The organism is Marinimicrobium sp. (genome assembly GCF_002695945.1).
Taxonomy (GTDB): domain Bacteria; phylum Pseudomonadota; class Gammaproteobacteria; order Pseudomonadales; family Cellvibrionaceae; genus Marinimicrobium; species Marinimicrobium koreense.
In genome coordinates, this window is sequence record NZ_NZQP01000046.1 from 1 (window position 1) to 14,317 (window position 14,317).

A 14,317-nucleotide genomic window follows, 5' to 3' on the forward strand; every position below is an offset into this window, starting at 1 on the left:
ATTCACCCGGTAGCGATGGAAGAAGGTCTGCGCTTTGCGGTTCGTGAAGGCGGCCGTACTGTAGGCGCTGGCGTGGTCGCTAAGATCATCGAGTAAGCGTTAAAAGACGTTGTGGCAGGGGCTGTGTTTGGCCCCTGTTCCCTTCAAAAGTTACAGGCCAGTAGTTCAATTGGTAGAGCACCGGTCTCCAAAACCGGCTGTTGGGGGTTCGAGTCCCTCCTGGCCTGCCATCTTTCGAGAGTGCACTAAGGTTTCTGCAAGCCTATGAATACAAAAACCGAAGCGAAAGAGTACCGTATGGATCCACTGAAGTGGCTGCTGGTGCTTGGTCTTATTGCGGTTGGGGTTGTTGGAAACTCGCACTTCTCCGCCGAGCCACTGTTGTACCGTGTGCTGGGTTTGCTGGTTGTTGCTGCGGTAGCCATTTTGATTGCTCTGCAGACGGAGAAAGGTGCTGGCTTGTGGCGCCTTCTGCGTGAATCCATGGTCGAAGTACGCAAGGTTGTTTGGCCGAGCCGACAGGAAACCAATCAGACCACGCTGATCGTGATCGCGGTGGTGATTGTCATGTCGATCATTCTCTGGCTGCTGGATACGTTCTTCGGCTGGATTGCATCCCTGATTATTGGGTAGGTGATAAATGGCTAAACGTTGGTATGTAGTACACGCCTATTCCGGTTTCGAGAAAAAAGTCGCTGCGTCTTTGAAGGAGCGTGTCGATCTCAACAACATGCAGGACTATTTCGGTGAGATTCTGGTTCCCACCGAAGAAGTTGTTGAAATGCGTGGCGGCCAAAAGCGCAAAAGTGAGCGCAAGTTTTTCCCGGGTTACGTCCTGGTTCAAATGGAACTGAATGACGATACCTGGCACTTGGTGAAAGATACCCCCCGCGTCATGGGGTTCATTGGCGGTAAGGCTGATCAGCCAGCGCCAATTACCGAGAAAGAAGCCCAGGCCATTCTTCAGCGAGTCGATGACTCGATTGAAAAGCCCAAGCCGAAAACGATTTTTGAGCCGGGTGAAATGGTTCGCGTCATTGATGGGCCATTTAATGACTTCAACGGAGTGGTTGAAGAAGTCAACTATGAAAAGAGCCGGCTGCGTGTTGCGGTACTGATCTTTGGTCGCTCTACGCCGGTTGAGTTGGAGTTCGGTCAGGTTGAAAAAACCTGACCTTTGACGGAGACGTCAGCCAGGAAGGCCCGTATTTTTTTACCTTTCTTCGCTCAAGAGTGAAGGGAGGTTTTCGTGTCTCCGGATAAAAAATTATCCGGAGAGGGGAGCCGAAGACGGAATACCCTGCCAAGGCATTCTCGAGGCGCTAACACCCAAATTGGGGAGTAAATACTATGGCTAAGAAAGTAACGGCCTATATCAAGCTGCAGGTTGCAGCGGGTAAGGCAAATCCGAGTCCGCCGGTTGGTCCAGCATTGGGTCAGCACGGTGTCAACATCATGGAATTCTGTAAGGCGTTTAACGCTCAGACCCAGGGCGTCGAGCCGGGCGCTCCGGTCCCGGTTGTGATCAGCGTTTACAGCGACCGCAGCTTCACCTTCACCATGAAGACTCCGCCGGCGTCATTCCTGCTGAAGAAGGCGGCAGGTATCAAATCCGGCAGCGGCAAGCCCAATACCGATAAAGTCGGTAAGGTCACTCGTGCGCAGCTGGAAGAGATCGCGACCACCAAGCAGCCGGATTTGACCGCTGCCGATATGGACGCCGCCGTGCGTACGATCGCGGGCTCTGCCCGTGCCATGGGTCTTGAAGTGGAGGGCGTGTAACATGGCTAAATTGAGTAAGCGTCAGCGCGCCATCAACGAGAAAGTGGACGCCAGCAAGCAGTACGGCATTGAAGAAGCTGTTGCGCTGTTGAAAGAGCTGTCCAGTGTGAAATTCCCGGAAACCTTTGACGTTTCCATCAATCTGGGTGTTGATCCGCGTAAATCCGACCAGGTCGTTCGCGGTGCCACCACTCTGCCCCACGGCACCGGCAAAGACGTACGCGTCGCCGTGTTCGCCCAGGGTGCCAACGCCGAAGCGGCTACCGCTGCCGGTGCTGACATCGTGGGTATGGAAGATCTGGCAGAGAAGGTCAAAGCCGGTCAGATGGATTTCGACGTGGTCGTTGCCAGCCCCGACGCCATGCGCGTAGTGGGTCAGTTGGGTCAGATCCTTGGCCCCCGTGGCCTGATGCCGAACCCGAAAACCGGTACGGTAACCCCGGACGTGGCGACTGCGGTCAAGAATGCCAAGGCCGGTCAGGTTCGCTACCGCGCTGAGAAGGGCGGTATCGTTCACGGCGGCATCGGCAAGATCTCTTTCGACGCTCAGGCCGTGAAAGAAAACCTGGAAGCCCTGGTAAATGACCTGAAGAAATCCAAGCCCTCTACCGCCAAAGGTGTGTACCTCAAGAAGATTGCCTTGAGCACCACCATGGGTCCGGGCCTGGTTATTGATCAATCCTCTCTGGCGATCTAAAGCGCCCTTGAGGTCAACGAGCTTTGGGGTCTGCGCCTCGGCGCAGGCTGTCAAAGACCGTAGGTGAGCCGCCTGTTTTTAAGTCGGTTCTTAATAACAGAGACTGTAGCAATACAGCTCGCAGCCTACGCAGACGGTGGGACCCGCTCCGGCTTGCCGGAGGACAGAATATCACCGAGTTAGGGTGTCAGGCTTTATCGGTCTGATACTGGATGTTAACGACAGAAGGCCTCGGCCCGCTCTGTCAAACCCAGGAGAAATCCCGTGGCATTAGGACTTGAAGGCAAAAAAGCGATTGTCGCAGAAGTCCAGGAAGCTGCGAAGAGCGCTCTGTCAGCGGTAGTTGCGGATTCCCGCGGCGTTACCGTAAGCGACATGACTGCTCTGCGCAAAGAGGCCCGCGAGAACGGCGTTTGGATCAAAGTCGTTCGCAATACGTTGGCCCGTCGCGCGCTCGCCGGTAGTGACTACGAATGTCTCACAGAGAGCTTCGTTGGTCCTACCCTGATCGCTTTCTCTAACGAACACCCCGGTGCGGGCGCCCGCATCCTCAAGGAGTTCGCCAAGAGTAACGATCAGCTGCAGATCAAGCTGGCCGCCTTTGAAGGCGAGCAAGTGGACTTCTCTATGTTGGCTACTCTGCCGACTTACGAAGAAGCCCTGGCGAAACTGCTGAGCGTGATGAAAGAAGCTTCTGCTGGCAAACTGGTCCGCACTATTGCGGCCGTTCGCGACGCGAAAGAACAGGAAGCGGCCTGAGATACTCGGCGCTTCAACTGAACCCACGAGCACCTTGCTCAATTTTGTAGGAATAGCATCATGGCTGTAACTAAAGAAGATATTATCGAAGCGATTGCGGAAATGTCCGTACGAGACGTTGTCGAGCTGGTTGAGGCAATGGAAGAGAAGTTCGGCGTTAGCGCTGCTGCTGCCGTTGTTGCTGGCCCGGCTGGCGACGCTGGCGGTGCCGCTGAAGAGCAGACCGAATTTGACGTCGTTCTGACCGGCATTGGCGAGAAGAAAGTTAACGTCATTAAAGCGGTTCGTGAAATCACCGGTCTGGGCCTGAAAGAAGCCAAAGACATGGTTGAGAACGCACCGAAGGCGGTTAAAGAAGGCGCTTCCAAGGAAGAGGCCGAAGAAGCCAAGAAGAAGCTGGAAGACGCCGGCGCTTCTGCCGAACTCAAGTAATTGGGTTCGTGCTTCGTCTGTCCAAACGCGTTTTTGGACCGAGGCTGGTGGGCTTTTGCCCGCCAGCCTTTTTCCGTTTCCGGTCGTCGGTAACGGCCGAAGTAGTGACCAGGCACTGATTTAGCGCCTCGTCATGGTTAGCCTACCACGGTTTTTGCCGGGTAGTGCAGGGTAGAGCAACGATGCCTGTGGAGACTTTCTCCCGGTGTCAGCCCGATCCGTGAACAAGCTGGGGATTACAGATGGCTTACTCATACACTGAGAAAAAACGTATCCGTAAGGACTTCGGCAAATTGCCGCATGTTATGGATGTTCCTTACCTTTTGGCAATTCAGCTGGATTCGTACAGACGATTTGCCCAGGCAGATGTCCCCCCCGAAGAGCGGGCCGATATGGGTCTGCATGCTGCATTTCGCTCGGTTTTCCCCATTGTCAGCTATTCCGGCAACGCGGCGCTTGAGTATGTGAGCTATAGCCTCGGCAAGGCGGCGTTTGACGTTAATGAATGTATTCTGCGCGGGGTGACCTACGCCGTGCCGCTGCGCGTGAAAGTGCGGCTGATGATCTATGATCGCGATTCGTCCAACAAAGCGATCAAGGATATTAAAGAACAAGAAGTCTACATGGGCGAGATTCCCGTGATGACTGAAAACGGTACCTTTGTCATCAATGGTACTGAGCGCGTGATCGTATCCCAGCTGCACCGTTCGCCCGGTGTCTTCTTCGATCACGACAAGGGCAAAACCCACTCCTCCGGTAAGCTGCTGTATTCCGCTCGCGTAATCCCCTACCGTGGCTCCTGGTTGGATTTCGAGTTTGACCCCAAAGACCTGGTTTATGTGCGTATTGACCGCCGTCGTAAGTTGCCGGCCACCATTCTGTTGCGCGCGCTGGGCTTCAGCTCCCAGGAAATGCTGGACATGTTTTATGACACCAGTACCTTCCAGGTGGGTAAGGACGGTCAGTTCCTGTTCAAAGTGGTGCCGTCGCGCCTGCGTGGTGACGTGGCCACTTTCGACATCAAGGACAAGAAAGGCAAGGTTCTGGTTGAGGAAGGCCGCCGGATTACCGCCCGTCATATCCGCCAGCTGGAAAAGGCCGGCGTTGATGAGATGATCGTACCGCCCGAGTACCTGCTGGGACGCGCCCTGGCTCGGGATGTGATCGACAACGAGACCGGCGAGCTGCTGGTCGAGTGTAATACCGAGATCACTGAAGAAGTACTGGCGATTCTGGAAAAGCAGGGTGCAGAGACCATTGAGACTCTGTACACCAACGAACTGGACTGCGGTCCGTTCATCTCCGATACCCTGCGCCTGGATCCGACCCGCACCGAGCTGGAAGCGCTGGTGGAAATCTACCGGATGATGCGCCCCGGTGAGCCGCCGACCAAAGAGTCGGCCGAAGCGCTGTTCCAGAACCTGTTCTTCACTCAGGAACGCTACGACCTTTCTTACGTCGGTCGTATGAAGTTCAACCGTCGCCTGGGTCGCGAAGACGAAACCGGTGAAGGCACTCTGTCCAACGATGACATCGTGGACGTTCTGAAGACGCTGATTTCGATCCGTAACGGTCAGGGCACCGTGGACGACATCGATCACCTGGGGAACCGTCGTGTGCGGTCCGTGGGTGAAATGGCCGAGAACCAGTTCCGGGTAGGCCTGGTGCGTGTAGAGCGGGCCGTTAAGGAACGCCTGTCTATGGCGGAGAGCGAAGGCCTGATGCCTCAGGACCTGATCAATGCCAAACCGGTGGCGGCGGCGGTGAAGGAGTTCTTTGGCTCCTCCCAGCTGTCCCAGTTTATGGACCAGAACAACCCGCTGTCGGAAGTGACTCACAAACGTCGCGTCTCGGCCTTGGGCCCCGGTGGTCTGACCCGAGAGCGTGCCGGCTTTGAGGTGCGTGACGTACACCCGACTCACTACGGCCGGGTATGCCCGATTGAGACGCCGGAAGGTCCGAACATTGGTCTGATCAACTCTCTGGCGACCTACTCGCGCACCAACAGCTACGGTTTCCTTGAAACCCCCTACCGCAAGGTGGTGGACGGCAAGGTGACCGATGACATTGAGTTCCTGTCAGCGATCAATGAGTCAGAATTTGTCATTGCCCAGGCCTCGGCCAAGCTCGACAAGAACGGCAAACTGTGTGAGGAACTGGTTTCTGTCCGTCACCAGAACGAATTCAACCTGAAGAGCCCGGAAGAAGTCCAGTTGATGGACGTGTCTCCGCGTCAGGTGGTGTCCGTGGCCGCCGCGCTGATTCCGTTCCTGGAGCACGATGATGCCAACCGCGCCCTGATGGGTTCGAACATGCAGCGTCAGGCGGTGCCGACACTGCGCGCCGAAAAGCCGCTGGTGGGTACCGGCATGGAGCGCAACGTGGCTTCGGACTCCGGTGTCTGTGTGGTCGCCCGTCACGGCGGTGTGGTCGACAGCGTGGATGCGGGCAAGATCGTGATCAAGGTAAACGACAACGAAGTCGAAGAAGGCGACGCCGGTGTCGATATTTACAACCTGATCAAATACACCCGTTCCAACCAGAACACCTGCATCAATCAGCGCTCCATCGTGAACGTGGGTGATGTGGTGGCCCGTGGCGACATTCTCGCTGATGGTCCGTCGGTGGATATGGGTGAGCTGGCCCTGGGTCAGAACATGCGCATCGCCTTCATGCCCTGGAATGGCTACAACTTCGAAGACTCCATTCTGGTTTCTGAGCGTGTTGTACAGGAAGATCGCTTTACCAGTATCCACATTCAGGAACTGACCTGTATCGCCCGTGATACCAAGCTGGGTAGCGAGGAAATCACCTCGGACATTCCCAACGTGGGCGAAAGCGCTCTGAGCAAACTGGATGACTCCGGTATTGTTTACATCGGCGCCGAAGTGGGCGGCGGTGACATTCTGGTCGGTAAGGTAACCCCGAAAGGTGAAACCCAGCTGACACCGGAAGAAAAGCTGCTGCGTGCCATTTTTGGCGAGAAAGCGTCCGACGTCAAGGATACCTCCCTGCGTGTGCCGGCCAGTACCAAGGGTACCGTGATTGATGTTCAGGTATTCACCCGCGATGGTCTGGAAAAAGACCAGCGCAGTCTGGAAATCGAACGCGACCAGCTGGACGAAGTTCGTAAGGATCTGAACGAAGAATACCGCATCGTTGAGCGTGCCATCTTCGGTCGTCTGCGCTCCGCGCTGGTGGGACAGAAAGTGTCCTCCGGTAAAGGCGTCAAGAAGGGCGAAGTGCTGACCGACGAGAAACTGGACGAGCTCGAAAAGGACCAGTGGTTCAAGATCCGCATGGCGGAAGATGCCCTGAACGAGCAGTTGGACTCGGCCGAAGCTCAGCTGATCGAGCGTCGCAAAATCCTGGACGATCGCTTTGAAGACAAGAAGCGCAAGCTGTCTACGGGCGACGATCTGGCGCCGGGCGTACTGAAAATCGTCAAGGTGTACCTGGCGATCAAGCGCCGCATCCAGCCGGGTGACAAGATGGCCGGTCGTCACGGTAACAAAGGGGTTATCTCGGTGATCATGCCGGTTGAAGATATGCCCTACGATGACAAGGGCGAGCCGGTGGATGTGGTGCTCAACCCGCTGGGTGTACCCTCGCGTATGAACGTGGGTCAGATTCTTGAGACTCACCTGGGTATGGCGGCCAAGGGCCTCGGTGTGAAAATCAACGAGATGCTCAAGCAACAGAAAGCCGTCAAGGATATTCGCGGTTTCCTGGAAGAGATCTACAACAAAACCGGTGATTCGCTCACCAAAGAAGATCTGGCATCGTTCAGCGATGAAGAAATTCTGGAGCTGGCGCGTAACCTGACCGGCGGCGTGCCGATGGCAACACCGGTATTCGATGGTGCCCAGGAGCATGAAATCAAGGCGCTGTTGAAGTTGGCGGATTATCCGGACTCTGGGCAGTTCACCTTGTACGACGGTCGTACCGGCGACAAGTTTACCCGGCCGGTGACCGTGGGCTATATGTACATGCTCAAGCTGAACCACCTGGTGGACGACAAGATGCACGCGCGTTCTACCGGTTCTTACAGCTTGGTCACTCAGCAGCCGCTGGGTGGTAAAGCCCAGTTCGGTGGCCAGCGTTTCGGGGAAATGGAGGTCTGGGCGCTGGAAGCCTATGGCGCCGCCTACACCCTGCAGGAAATGCTGACCGTCAAGTCGGACGATGTGGCCGGTCGGACCAAGATGTACAAGAACATCGTGGATGGCGACCACCGGATGGAGCCCGGTATGCCCGAATCCTTCAACGTGTTGGTGAAAGAGATTCGCTCGCTCGGGATCAGTATGGAGCTGGAGCAAGACGACTAGCCCGCTGGACCCACTTAAGGTGCGGGGCCGGATTTGCCGGCCTCGCTGTGCGGAACCCGCGCACTGATGCCCACTAGAGCTTACTGGAGAAAACGCCTTGAAAGACTTACTGAATTTGCTCAAGTCCCAGGGACAAGTCGAAGAATTTGACTCCATTCGGATCAGCCTGGCTTCGCCGGAAATGATTCGATCCTGGTCGTTCGGGGAAGTTAAAAAGCCCGAAACCATCAACTACCGTACCTTCAAGCCTGAGCGTGAAGGTCTGTTCTGTGCCAAGATCTTTGGCCCGGTGAAAGACTACGAGTGTCTGTGCGGCAAGTACAAGCGCATGAAGCACCGCGGCATCATCTGTGAAAAGTGTGGCGTTGAAGTCACGCTGGCCAAGGTGCGTCGCGAGCGTATGGGCCACATTGAGCTGGCGAGCCCGGTTGCTCACATCTGGTTCCTGAAGTCTCTGCCCAGCCGCATCGGCTTGCTGCTGGACATGACCCTGCGCGATATCGAGCGGGTGCTGTACTTTGAATCCTACGTGGTCACCGACCCAGGTATGACCACGCTCGAGCGTGGCCAGCTGCTCACCGATGAGCAGTACTTCGAGTCGATGGAAGAGTTTGGTGACGAGTTCGAAGCGAAGATGGGGGCGGAAGCCATCCAGATCCTGATGAAAGACATCGATCTGGAAGCGGAAGTTAATCGTCTGCGTGAGGAGATTCCGAACACCAACAGCGAAACCAAGATCAAGAAGTTCTCCAAGCGTCTGAAGCTGCTGGAAGCTTTCGTTCATTCCGGTAACAAACCGGAGTGGATGGTGATGGAAGTGCTGCCGGTATTGCCGCCGGATCTTCGTCCTCTGGTTCCGCTGGATGGCGGCCGGTTTGCCACCTCGGATCTGAACGATCTGTATCGTCGCGTGATCAATCGCAACAATCGCCTCAAGCGGCTGTTGGATCTCAACGCGCCGGACATCATCGTGCGCAACGAAAAGCGCATGCTCCAGGAATCCGTGGATGCCCTGTTGGATAACGGTCGTCGCGGCCGCGCCATCACCGGCTCCAACAAGCGCCCGCTGAAATCCCTGGCCGACATGATCAAGGGTAAGCAGGGCCGGTTCCGTCAGAACCTGCTCGGTAAGCGTGTGGACTACTCCGGTCGTTCGGTGATCGTTGTGGGCCCGACCCTGAAACTGCACCAGTGTGGTCTTCCCAAGAAGATGGCCTTGGAGCTGTTCAAGCCGTTCATCTTCAGCAAGCTGGAGCTGCGCGGCCTGGCCACGACCATCAAAGCCGCCAAGAAAATGGTAGAGCGTGAAGAGGCCGTGGTGTGGGACATTCTGGACGAAGTGATTCGCGAGCACCCGGTTCTGCTGAACCGCGCACCGACTCTGCACCGTCTGGGTATTCAGGCGTTCGAACCGGTTCTGATTGAAGGTAAGGCGATTCAGCTGCACCCGCTGGTCTGTGCGGCCTACAACGCCGACTTCGACGGTGACCAGATGGCGGTACACGTACCGTTGACTCTGGAGGCGCAGCTCGAATCCCGCGCCCTGATGATGTCCACCAACAACATCCTGTCACCGGCTTCCGGTGACCCGATCATCGTACCGTCTCAGGACGTGGTTCTGGGCCTGTACTGGATGACGCGCGAGCGCATTAACGCTCAGGGCGAAGGTATGGTGTTCTCTGATGTGGCGGAAGTGTCCCGTGCTTACTATGCCAAACAGGTGGACCTGCAGGCACGCATCAAAGTGCGGCTGAAGGAAACCCTGGTGGGTGCCGAAGGTGAGCGCGAAGAGAAAACCCACATCGTCGATACCACGGTGGGCCGTATGCTGCTGTGGGAGATTGCTCCCGAGGGCATTCCGCTCGAGCAGATCAACCGTCCGATGGTGAAAAAGGCCATCTCTGCGGTGATCAACTATTGCTACCGCGTGGTGGGCCTGAAAGCGACCGTTATCTTCGCTGACCGCCTGATGTACATGGGTTATGACTTCTCCACCAAATCCGGTGCCTCCATTGGTGTGAATGACTTCACCATTCCGGAAGAGAAGGCCGGCATCATCGGCCGTGCGGAAAAAGAAGTTAAGGAGATTGAAACCCAGTTTGCCTCCGGTCTGGTGACTGCGGGCGAGAAATACAACAAAGTCATCGATATCTGGTCCCGGGCGAACGACCTGGTAGCCAAGTCGATGATGGAAGGTATCAGTAAAGAGTTTGTGACCAATAAAGAAGGCGAGGAAGAGGAACAGGATTCTTTCAACTCGGTCTTTATGTACGCTGACTCGGGCGCTCGTGGTTCCCCGGCGCAGATTCGTCAGTTGGCCGGTATGCGTGGCCTGATGGCCCGTCCAGACGGCTCCATTATTGAGACGCCGATTGTCGCCAACTTCCGTGAAGGTCTGAACGTACTGCAGTACTTCATCTCCACTCACGGTGCTCGTAAAGGTCTGGCGGATACGGCTCTGAAAACCGCCAACTCCGGTTACCTGACCCGCCGTCTGGTGGATGTGTCCCAGGATCTGGTGGTCACCTCCGTGGACTGTGGCACCGATGAAGGTCTGAAGATGTCGCCGGTGATTGAAGGCGGTGACGTCATCGAGTCACTCGGCGACCGTATCCTGGGTCGTATTGTGGCTCGCGACGTGATTCGTCCCGAAAGCGACGAAATCTTGGTGCCTGCGGGTACCATGATTGACGAGGCCTGGGTTGAGCGCGTCGAAGCCATGGGTATCGACGAAGTGATTGTCCGCTCTCCGGTGACCTGTGCCTCGCGCAACGGCGTCTGCTCCATGTGCTACGGCCGTGACCTTGCCCGCGGGCATCGTGTCAACCAGGGTGAAGCGGTGGGGGTTATCGCCGCCCAGTCCATTGGTGAGCCGGGTACCCAGCTGACCATGCGGACCTTCCACATCGGTGGCGCGGCCTCCCGGGCTTCCGCCGCCGACAATGTGCAGGTGAAGCAGGAAGGTAAGGTTCGTCTGATCAACGTCAAGGTCGTGACCAACAAAGATGGTCACCTGGTGGCGGTCTCCCGTTCCGGTGAGCTGGCTGTGGCCGATGCTGCCGGCAGTGAGCGTGAGCGTTACAAGATTCCTTACGGCGCCCTGATTACCGTCAAGGATGGAGACCAGGTTGACGGTGGACAGATCATCGCCAAGTGGGATCCGCACACTCACCCGATCGTGAGCGAAGTGGCCGGTAAGGTGCGCTTCTCCGGAATGGAGGATGGTCTGTCGGTTCGTCGTCAGACCGATGAGCTGACCGGCTTGAGTTCCATTGAGGTTCTGGATCCAGCGGAGCGTCCATCGGCCGGTAAAGATCTGCGCCCGGCGGTGACTTTGGTGGATGAGGCGGGGAATGAGCTTATTCAAGCCAACTCCAATGCGCCAGCCCACTACCTGTTACCGGCCAAGTCGATCCTGAGCATTGCCGATAACGATGACATTCAGGTGGGTGACGTTATTGCCCGTATCCCGCAGGAAGGTTCCAAGACCCGGGATATTACCGGTGGTCTGCCGCGCGTGGCCGACCTGTTCGAAGCCCGTAAGCCGAAAGAGCCGTCCATTCTGGCGGAAATCTCCGGTACCGTCAGCTTCGGCAAGGAAACCAAAGGTAAGCGTCGTCTGGTGATTACCCCGACGGACGGCCAGCCGTTGCCGGATGGTTCCACGCATTACGAGGTGCTGATTCCGAAGCATCGCCAGTTGAACGTGTTTGAAGGTGAGAAAGTCGAGAAAGGCGAAATGATCTCGGACGGCCCGAGCAATCCGCACGATATTCTGCGGCTGCAGGGTATTGAGGCTCTGGCTCACTACATCACCAACGAAATTCAGGATGTTTACCGTCTGCAGGGCGTGAAAATCAACGACAAGCACGTTGAGACCATCGTTCGTCAGATGCTGCGCAAGGTTGAGATCACCGAAATGGGCGATTCCAGCTTTGTGAAGGGTGAGCAGGTTGAATTGAGCGCCGTTCTGGAAGAAAACGAGCGTCTGCGTGCAGAGGATCGTCAGCCGGCCCAGTTTGAGCGTCTGTTGTTGGGTATTACCAAGGCGTCTCTGGCGACCGAGTCGTTCATCTCGGCGGCATCGTTCCAGGAGACCACGCGGGTGCTTACCGAAGCGGCTGTCACTGGCAAGAAAGACGTGCTGGCAGGTCTGAAAGAGAACGTGGTCGTGGGTCGTCTGATCCCGGCCGGTACCGGTCTGGCCTACCATGCCGAGCGTAAGCGCCGTCGCGACACAGCTCTCAATGCCCCGGATTCGGGCGTGAGTGCTGAGGATGTCGAAGCGGCGCTGACTGAGGCATTGAAGTCCAGCAGCTAACAGAAAGTGGTGGCGGGTCGGCTTTCGCCGGGCCCGCCANGCGCTGAGGGACACTTTGGCTTGACGCTGGAGGTTGACCTCATTACAATGCGCCACCCACTTTTTCCAAAGTGGGGAGCGGACTTGACCGCTCTCTTTAATCAAGCCTTCCAGGGGAAGGCGTTTTTATACTTGTGGAGTTTATTTTCATGGCAACGATCAACCAGTTGGTTCGTAAGCCGAGAAAACGCAGGGTTCAAAAGAGCGACGTTCCCGCTCTGCAAGCCAACCCTCAGAAGCGCGGCGTTTGCACCCGCGTTTACACCACCACGCCGAAGAAGCCTAACTCGGCCTTGCGTAAGGTTTGCCGTGTGCGCCTGACCAATGGTTTCGAAGTGTCTTCTTACATCGGTGGTGAAGGGCACAACTTGCAGGAGCACAGCGTTGTTCTGATCCGTGGTGGCCGAGTGAAGGACTTGCCGGGTGTGCGTTATCACACTGTGCGCGGTTCTCTGGACACCTCCGGGGTCAACAACCGTAAGCAGGGTCGTTCCAAGTACGGTACCAAGCGACCCAAGTAACCCTGAGCGGGCCATCTGGCTCCCCGGGTTGTTATGCGTTTTCGGCGGCGCCCCCATGGGCGCGAACCGAGTAAGGCTAAGCGCGGNGCTGACCTGATGGGATAGTGACCGGAGTCTTAGACAAATCCTGAAGAGAGGCTATTTAAGATGCCAAGAAGAAGAGTTGTCGCCAAGCGCGAAGTTCTGCCGGATCCTAAGTACGGCAATGTGACGCTGGCGAAATTTATGAACCACGTGATGGTCAGCGGGAAGAAGTCCGTGGCCGAGCGTATTGTGTACGGTGCTCTGGAGTCGGTTGAGTCCAAGCTGAATCGTGACCCCATCGAAGTGTTCGATGAGGCGCTGGAAAACATTGCACCGCTGGTGGAAGTTAAGTCCCGCCGCGTGGGTGGTGCCACCTATCAGGTGCCGGTTGAAGTACGCCCGAGCCGTCGTATTGCCCTGGCAATGCGTTGGTTGGTGGATTTCTCTCGCGGTCGTAGCGAGAAATCCATGCCACAGCGTCTGGCCGGTGAGTTGATCGATGCCTCCCAAGGCAAAGGTGCAGCGGTCCGTAAGCGTGAAGATGTTCACCGTATGGCCGAGGCCAACAANGCCTTCTCNCACTATCGNTTCTAAGGCCGTCGCCTGAAAAGGGCCGATAGNTAGAGAGGGTGAGGGCAGCCAAGNGGCTGCCTTTTCCCGTTTTAATGAATTNGCAATTGGNGANACNGTCGTGGCACGTAAAACTCCTATCGCACGCTACCGNAACATTGGTATCNNCGCCCACGTAGANGCGGGTAAGACNACCACTACNGAACGNGTTCTGTTCTACACCGGTCTGTCTCACAANGTGGGTGAGGTNCANGATGGTGCNGCCACCATGGACTGGATGGAGCAGGANCAAGAGCGNGGTATNACNATTACNTCNGCNGCNACNACCTGNTTNTGGNANGGTATGNGNCAGCAGTTTGATNANCANCGNNTCAACATNATNGANACCCCNGGGCACGTNGANTTNACNATTGAAGTAGAGCGNTCNNTGCGNGTTCTNGATGGNGCNGTTGTGGTGCTNTGTGGCTCNTCNGGTGTTCAGCCGCAGACCGAGACNGTNTGGCGTCAGGCCAACAAGTACGAAGTGCCTCGCATGGTNTTCGTNAACAANATGGANCGTACTGGCGCCAACTTCANNCGCGTANTNGANCAGCTNAAGACCCGTCTNGGTGCNANNGCNGTNCCGCTGCAGATGACCATCGGCACNGAAGAAGANTTNAANGGTGTTGTTGANCTGATCGAGATGAAGGCNATNNTNTGGAATGAAGNNGATCTNGGNATGNNCTTCGACTCACGNNGAAATTCCGGNNGACCTGNANGANACGTGCGNNGANATGCGNGAGTTCATGATGGAGGCNGCCGCCGAAGCCAANGAAGAGTTGATGGANAAGTACCTNGAAGAAGG

Annotated in this window: 11 protein-coding genes, 1 tRNA gene and 2 pseudogenes (1 of these 14 cut by a window edge); all 14 read left to right on the top strand. The window is 56.4% G+C overall.

What is annotated here, in order from left to right; genetic code table 11:
- Positions 1–96 (top strand): EF-Tu C-terminal domain-related protein (locus CMG77_RS10450; protein ID WP_286904388.1); only part of this gene is annotated, 96 nt, incomplete at its 5' end.
- Positions 97–154: 58 nt separating this feature from the next.
- Positions 155–230: transfer RNA gene (locus CMG77_RS10455), tRNA-Trp, on the top strand.
- A 34-nt stretch (positions 231–264) separates the two neighbouring features.
- Positions 265–633 (top strand): preprotein translocase subunit SecE, encoded by a 369-nt coding sequence (gene secE / locus CMG77_RS10460; protein ID WP_024462576.1) that lies wholly within the window; start codon positions 265–267, stop codon positions 631–633.
- A 7-nt stretch (positions 634–640) separates the two neighbouring features.
- Positions 641–1,174: a transcription termination/antitermination protein NusG gene (nusG, locus tag CMG77_RS10465; protein WP_024462575.1), complete on the top strand. Its 534-nt coding sequence runs from the start codon at positions 641–643 to the stop codon at positions 1,172–1,174.
- Between the two features lie 176 nt (positions 1,175–1,350).
- Entirely contained in the window at positions 1,351–1,782 is a 432-nt protein-coding gene (rplK, locus tag CMG77_RS10470) for a 50S ribosomal protein L11 (RefSeq protein ID WP_123639570.1), read from the top strand.
- A 1-nt stretch (position 1,783) separates the two neighbouring features.
- Positions 1,784–2,479: a 50S ribosomal protein L1 gene (gene rplA, locus CMG77_RS10475; protein WP_286806444.1), complete on the top strand. Its 696-nt coding sequence runs from the start codon at positions 1,784–1,786 to the stop codon at positions 2,477–2,479.
- 264 nt (positions 2,480–2,743) lie between these two features.
- Positions 2,744–3,238: a 50S ribosomal protein L10 gene (gene rplJ, locus CMG77_RS10480; RefSeq protein ID WP_024462572.1), complete on the top strand. Its 495-nt coding sequence runs from the start codon at positions 2,744–2,746 to the stop codon at positions 3,236–3,238.
- 60 nt (positions 3,239–3,298) lie between these two features.
- Positions 3,299–3,670 carry a 50S ribosomal protein L7/L12 gene (gene rplL / locus CMG77_RS10485; protein ID WP_286806443.1) on the top strand — a complete coding sequence of 124 codons (372 nt, stop codon included), beginning with the start codon at positions 3,299–3,301 and terminating at the stop codon, positions 3,668–3,670.
- 242 nt (positions 3,671–3,912) lie between these two features.
- The gene (rpoB, locus tag CMG77_RS10490; protein ID WP_123639567.1) at positions 3,913–7,998 is read left to right on the top strand and encodes a DNA-directed RNA polymerase subunit beta; all 4,086 of its coding nucleotides are present in this window, start codon (positions 3,913–3,915) and stop codon (positions 7,996–7,998) included.
- Positions 7,999–8,095: 97 nt separating this feature from the next.
- Complete coding sequence (gene rpoC / locus CMG77_RS10495) at positions 8,096–12,319, top strand: DNA-directed RNA polymerase subunit beta' (protein WP_123639566.1); 4,224 nt, start codon at positions 8,096–8,098, stop codon at positions 12,317–12,319.
- Positions 12,320–12,507: 188 nt separating this feature from the next.
- Complete coding sequence (gene rpsL / locus CMG77_RS10500) at positions 12,508–12,879, top strand: 30S ribosomal protein S12 (RefSeq protein ID WP_024462568.1); 372 nt, start codon at positions 12,508–12,510, stop codon at positions 12,877–12,879.
- 147 nt (positions 12,880–13,026) lie between these two features.
- Complete coding sequence (rpsG, locus tag CMG77_RS10505) at positions 13,027–13,497, top strand: 30S ribosomal protein S7 (RefSeq protein WP_286904384.1); 471 nt, start codon at positions 13,027–13,029, stop codon at positions 13,495–13,497.
- 97 nt (positions 13,498–13,594) lie between these two features.
- Positions 13,595–14,101 (top strand): annotated as a pseudogene (locus CMG77_RS16215) (GTP-binding protein); the annotation flags it as partial.
- A gap of 73 nt (positions 14,102–14,174) precedes the next feature.
- Positions 14,175–14,317, top strand: a pseudogene (gene fusA, locus CMG77_RS10510) (elongation factor G); it runs 1,399 nt beyond the window's last position.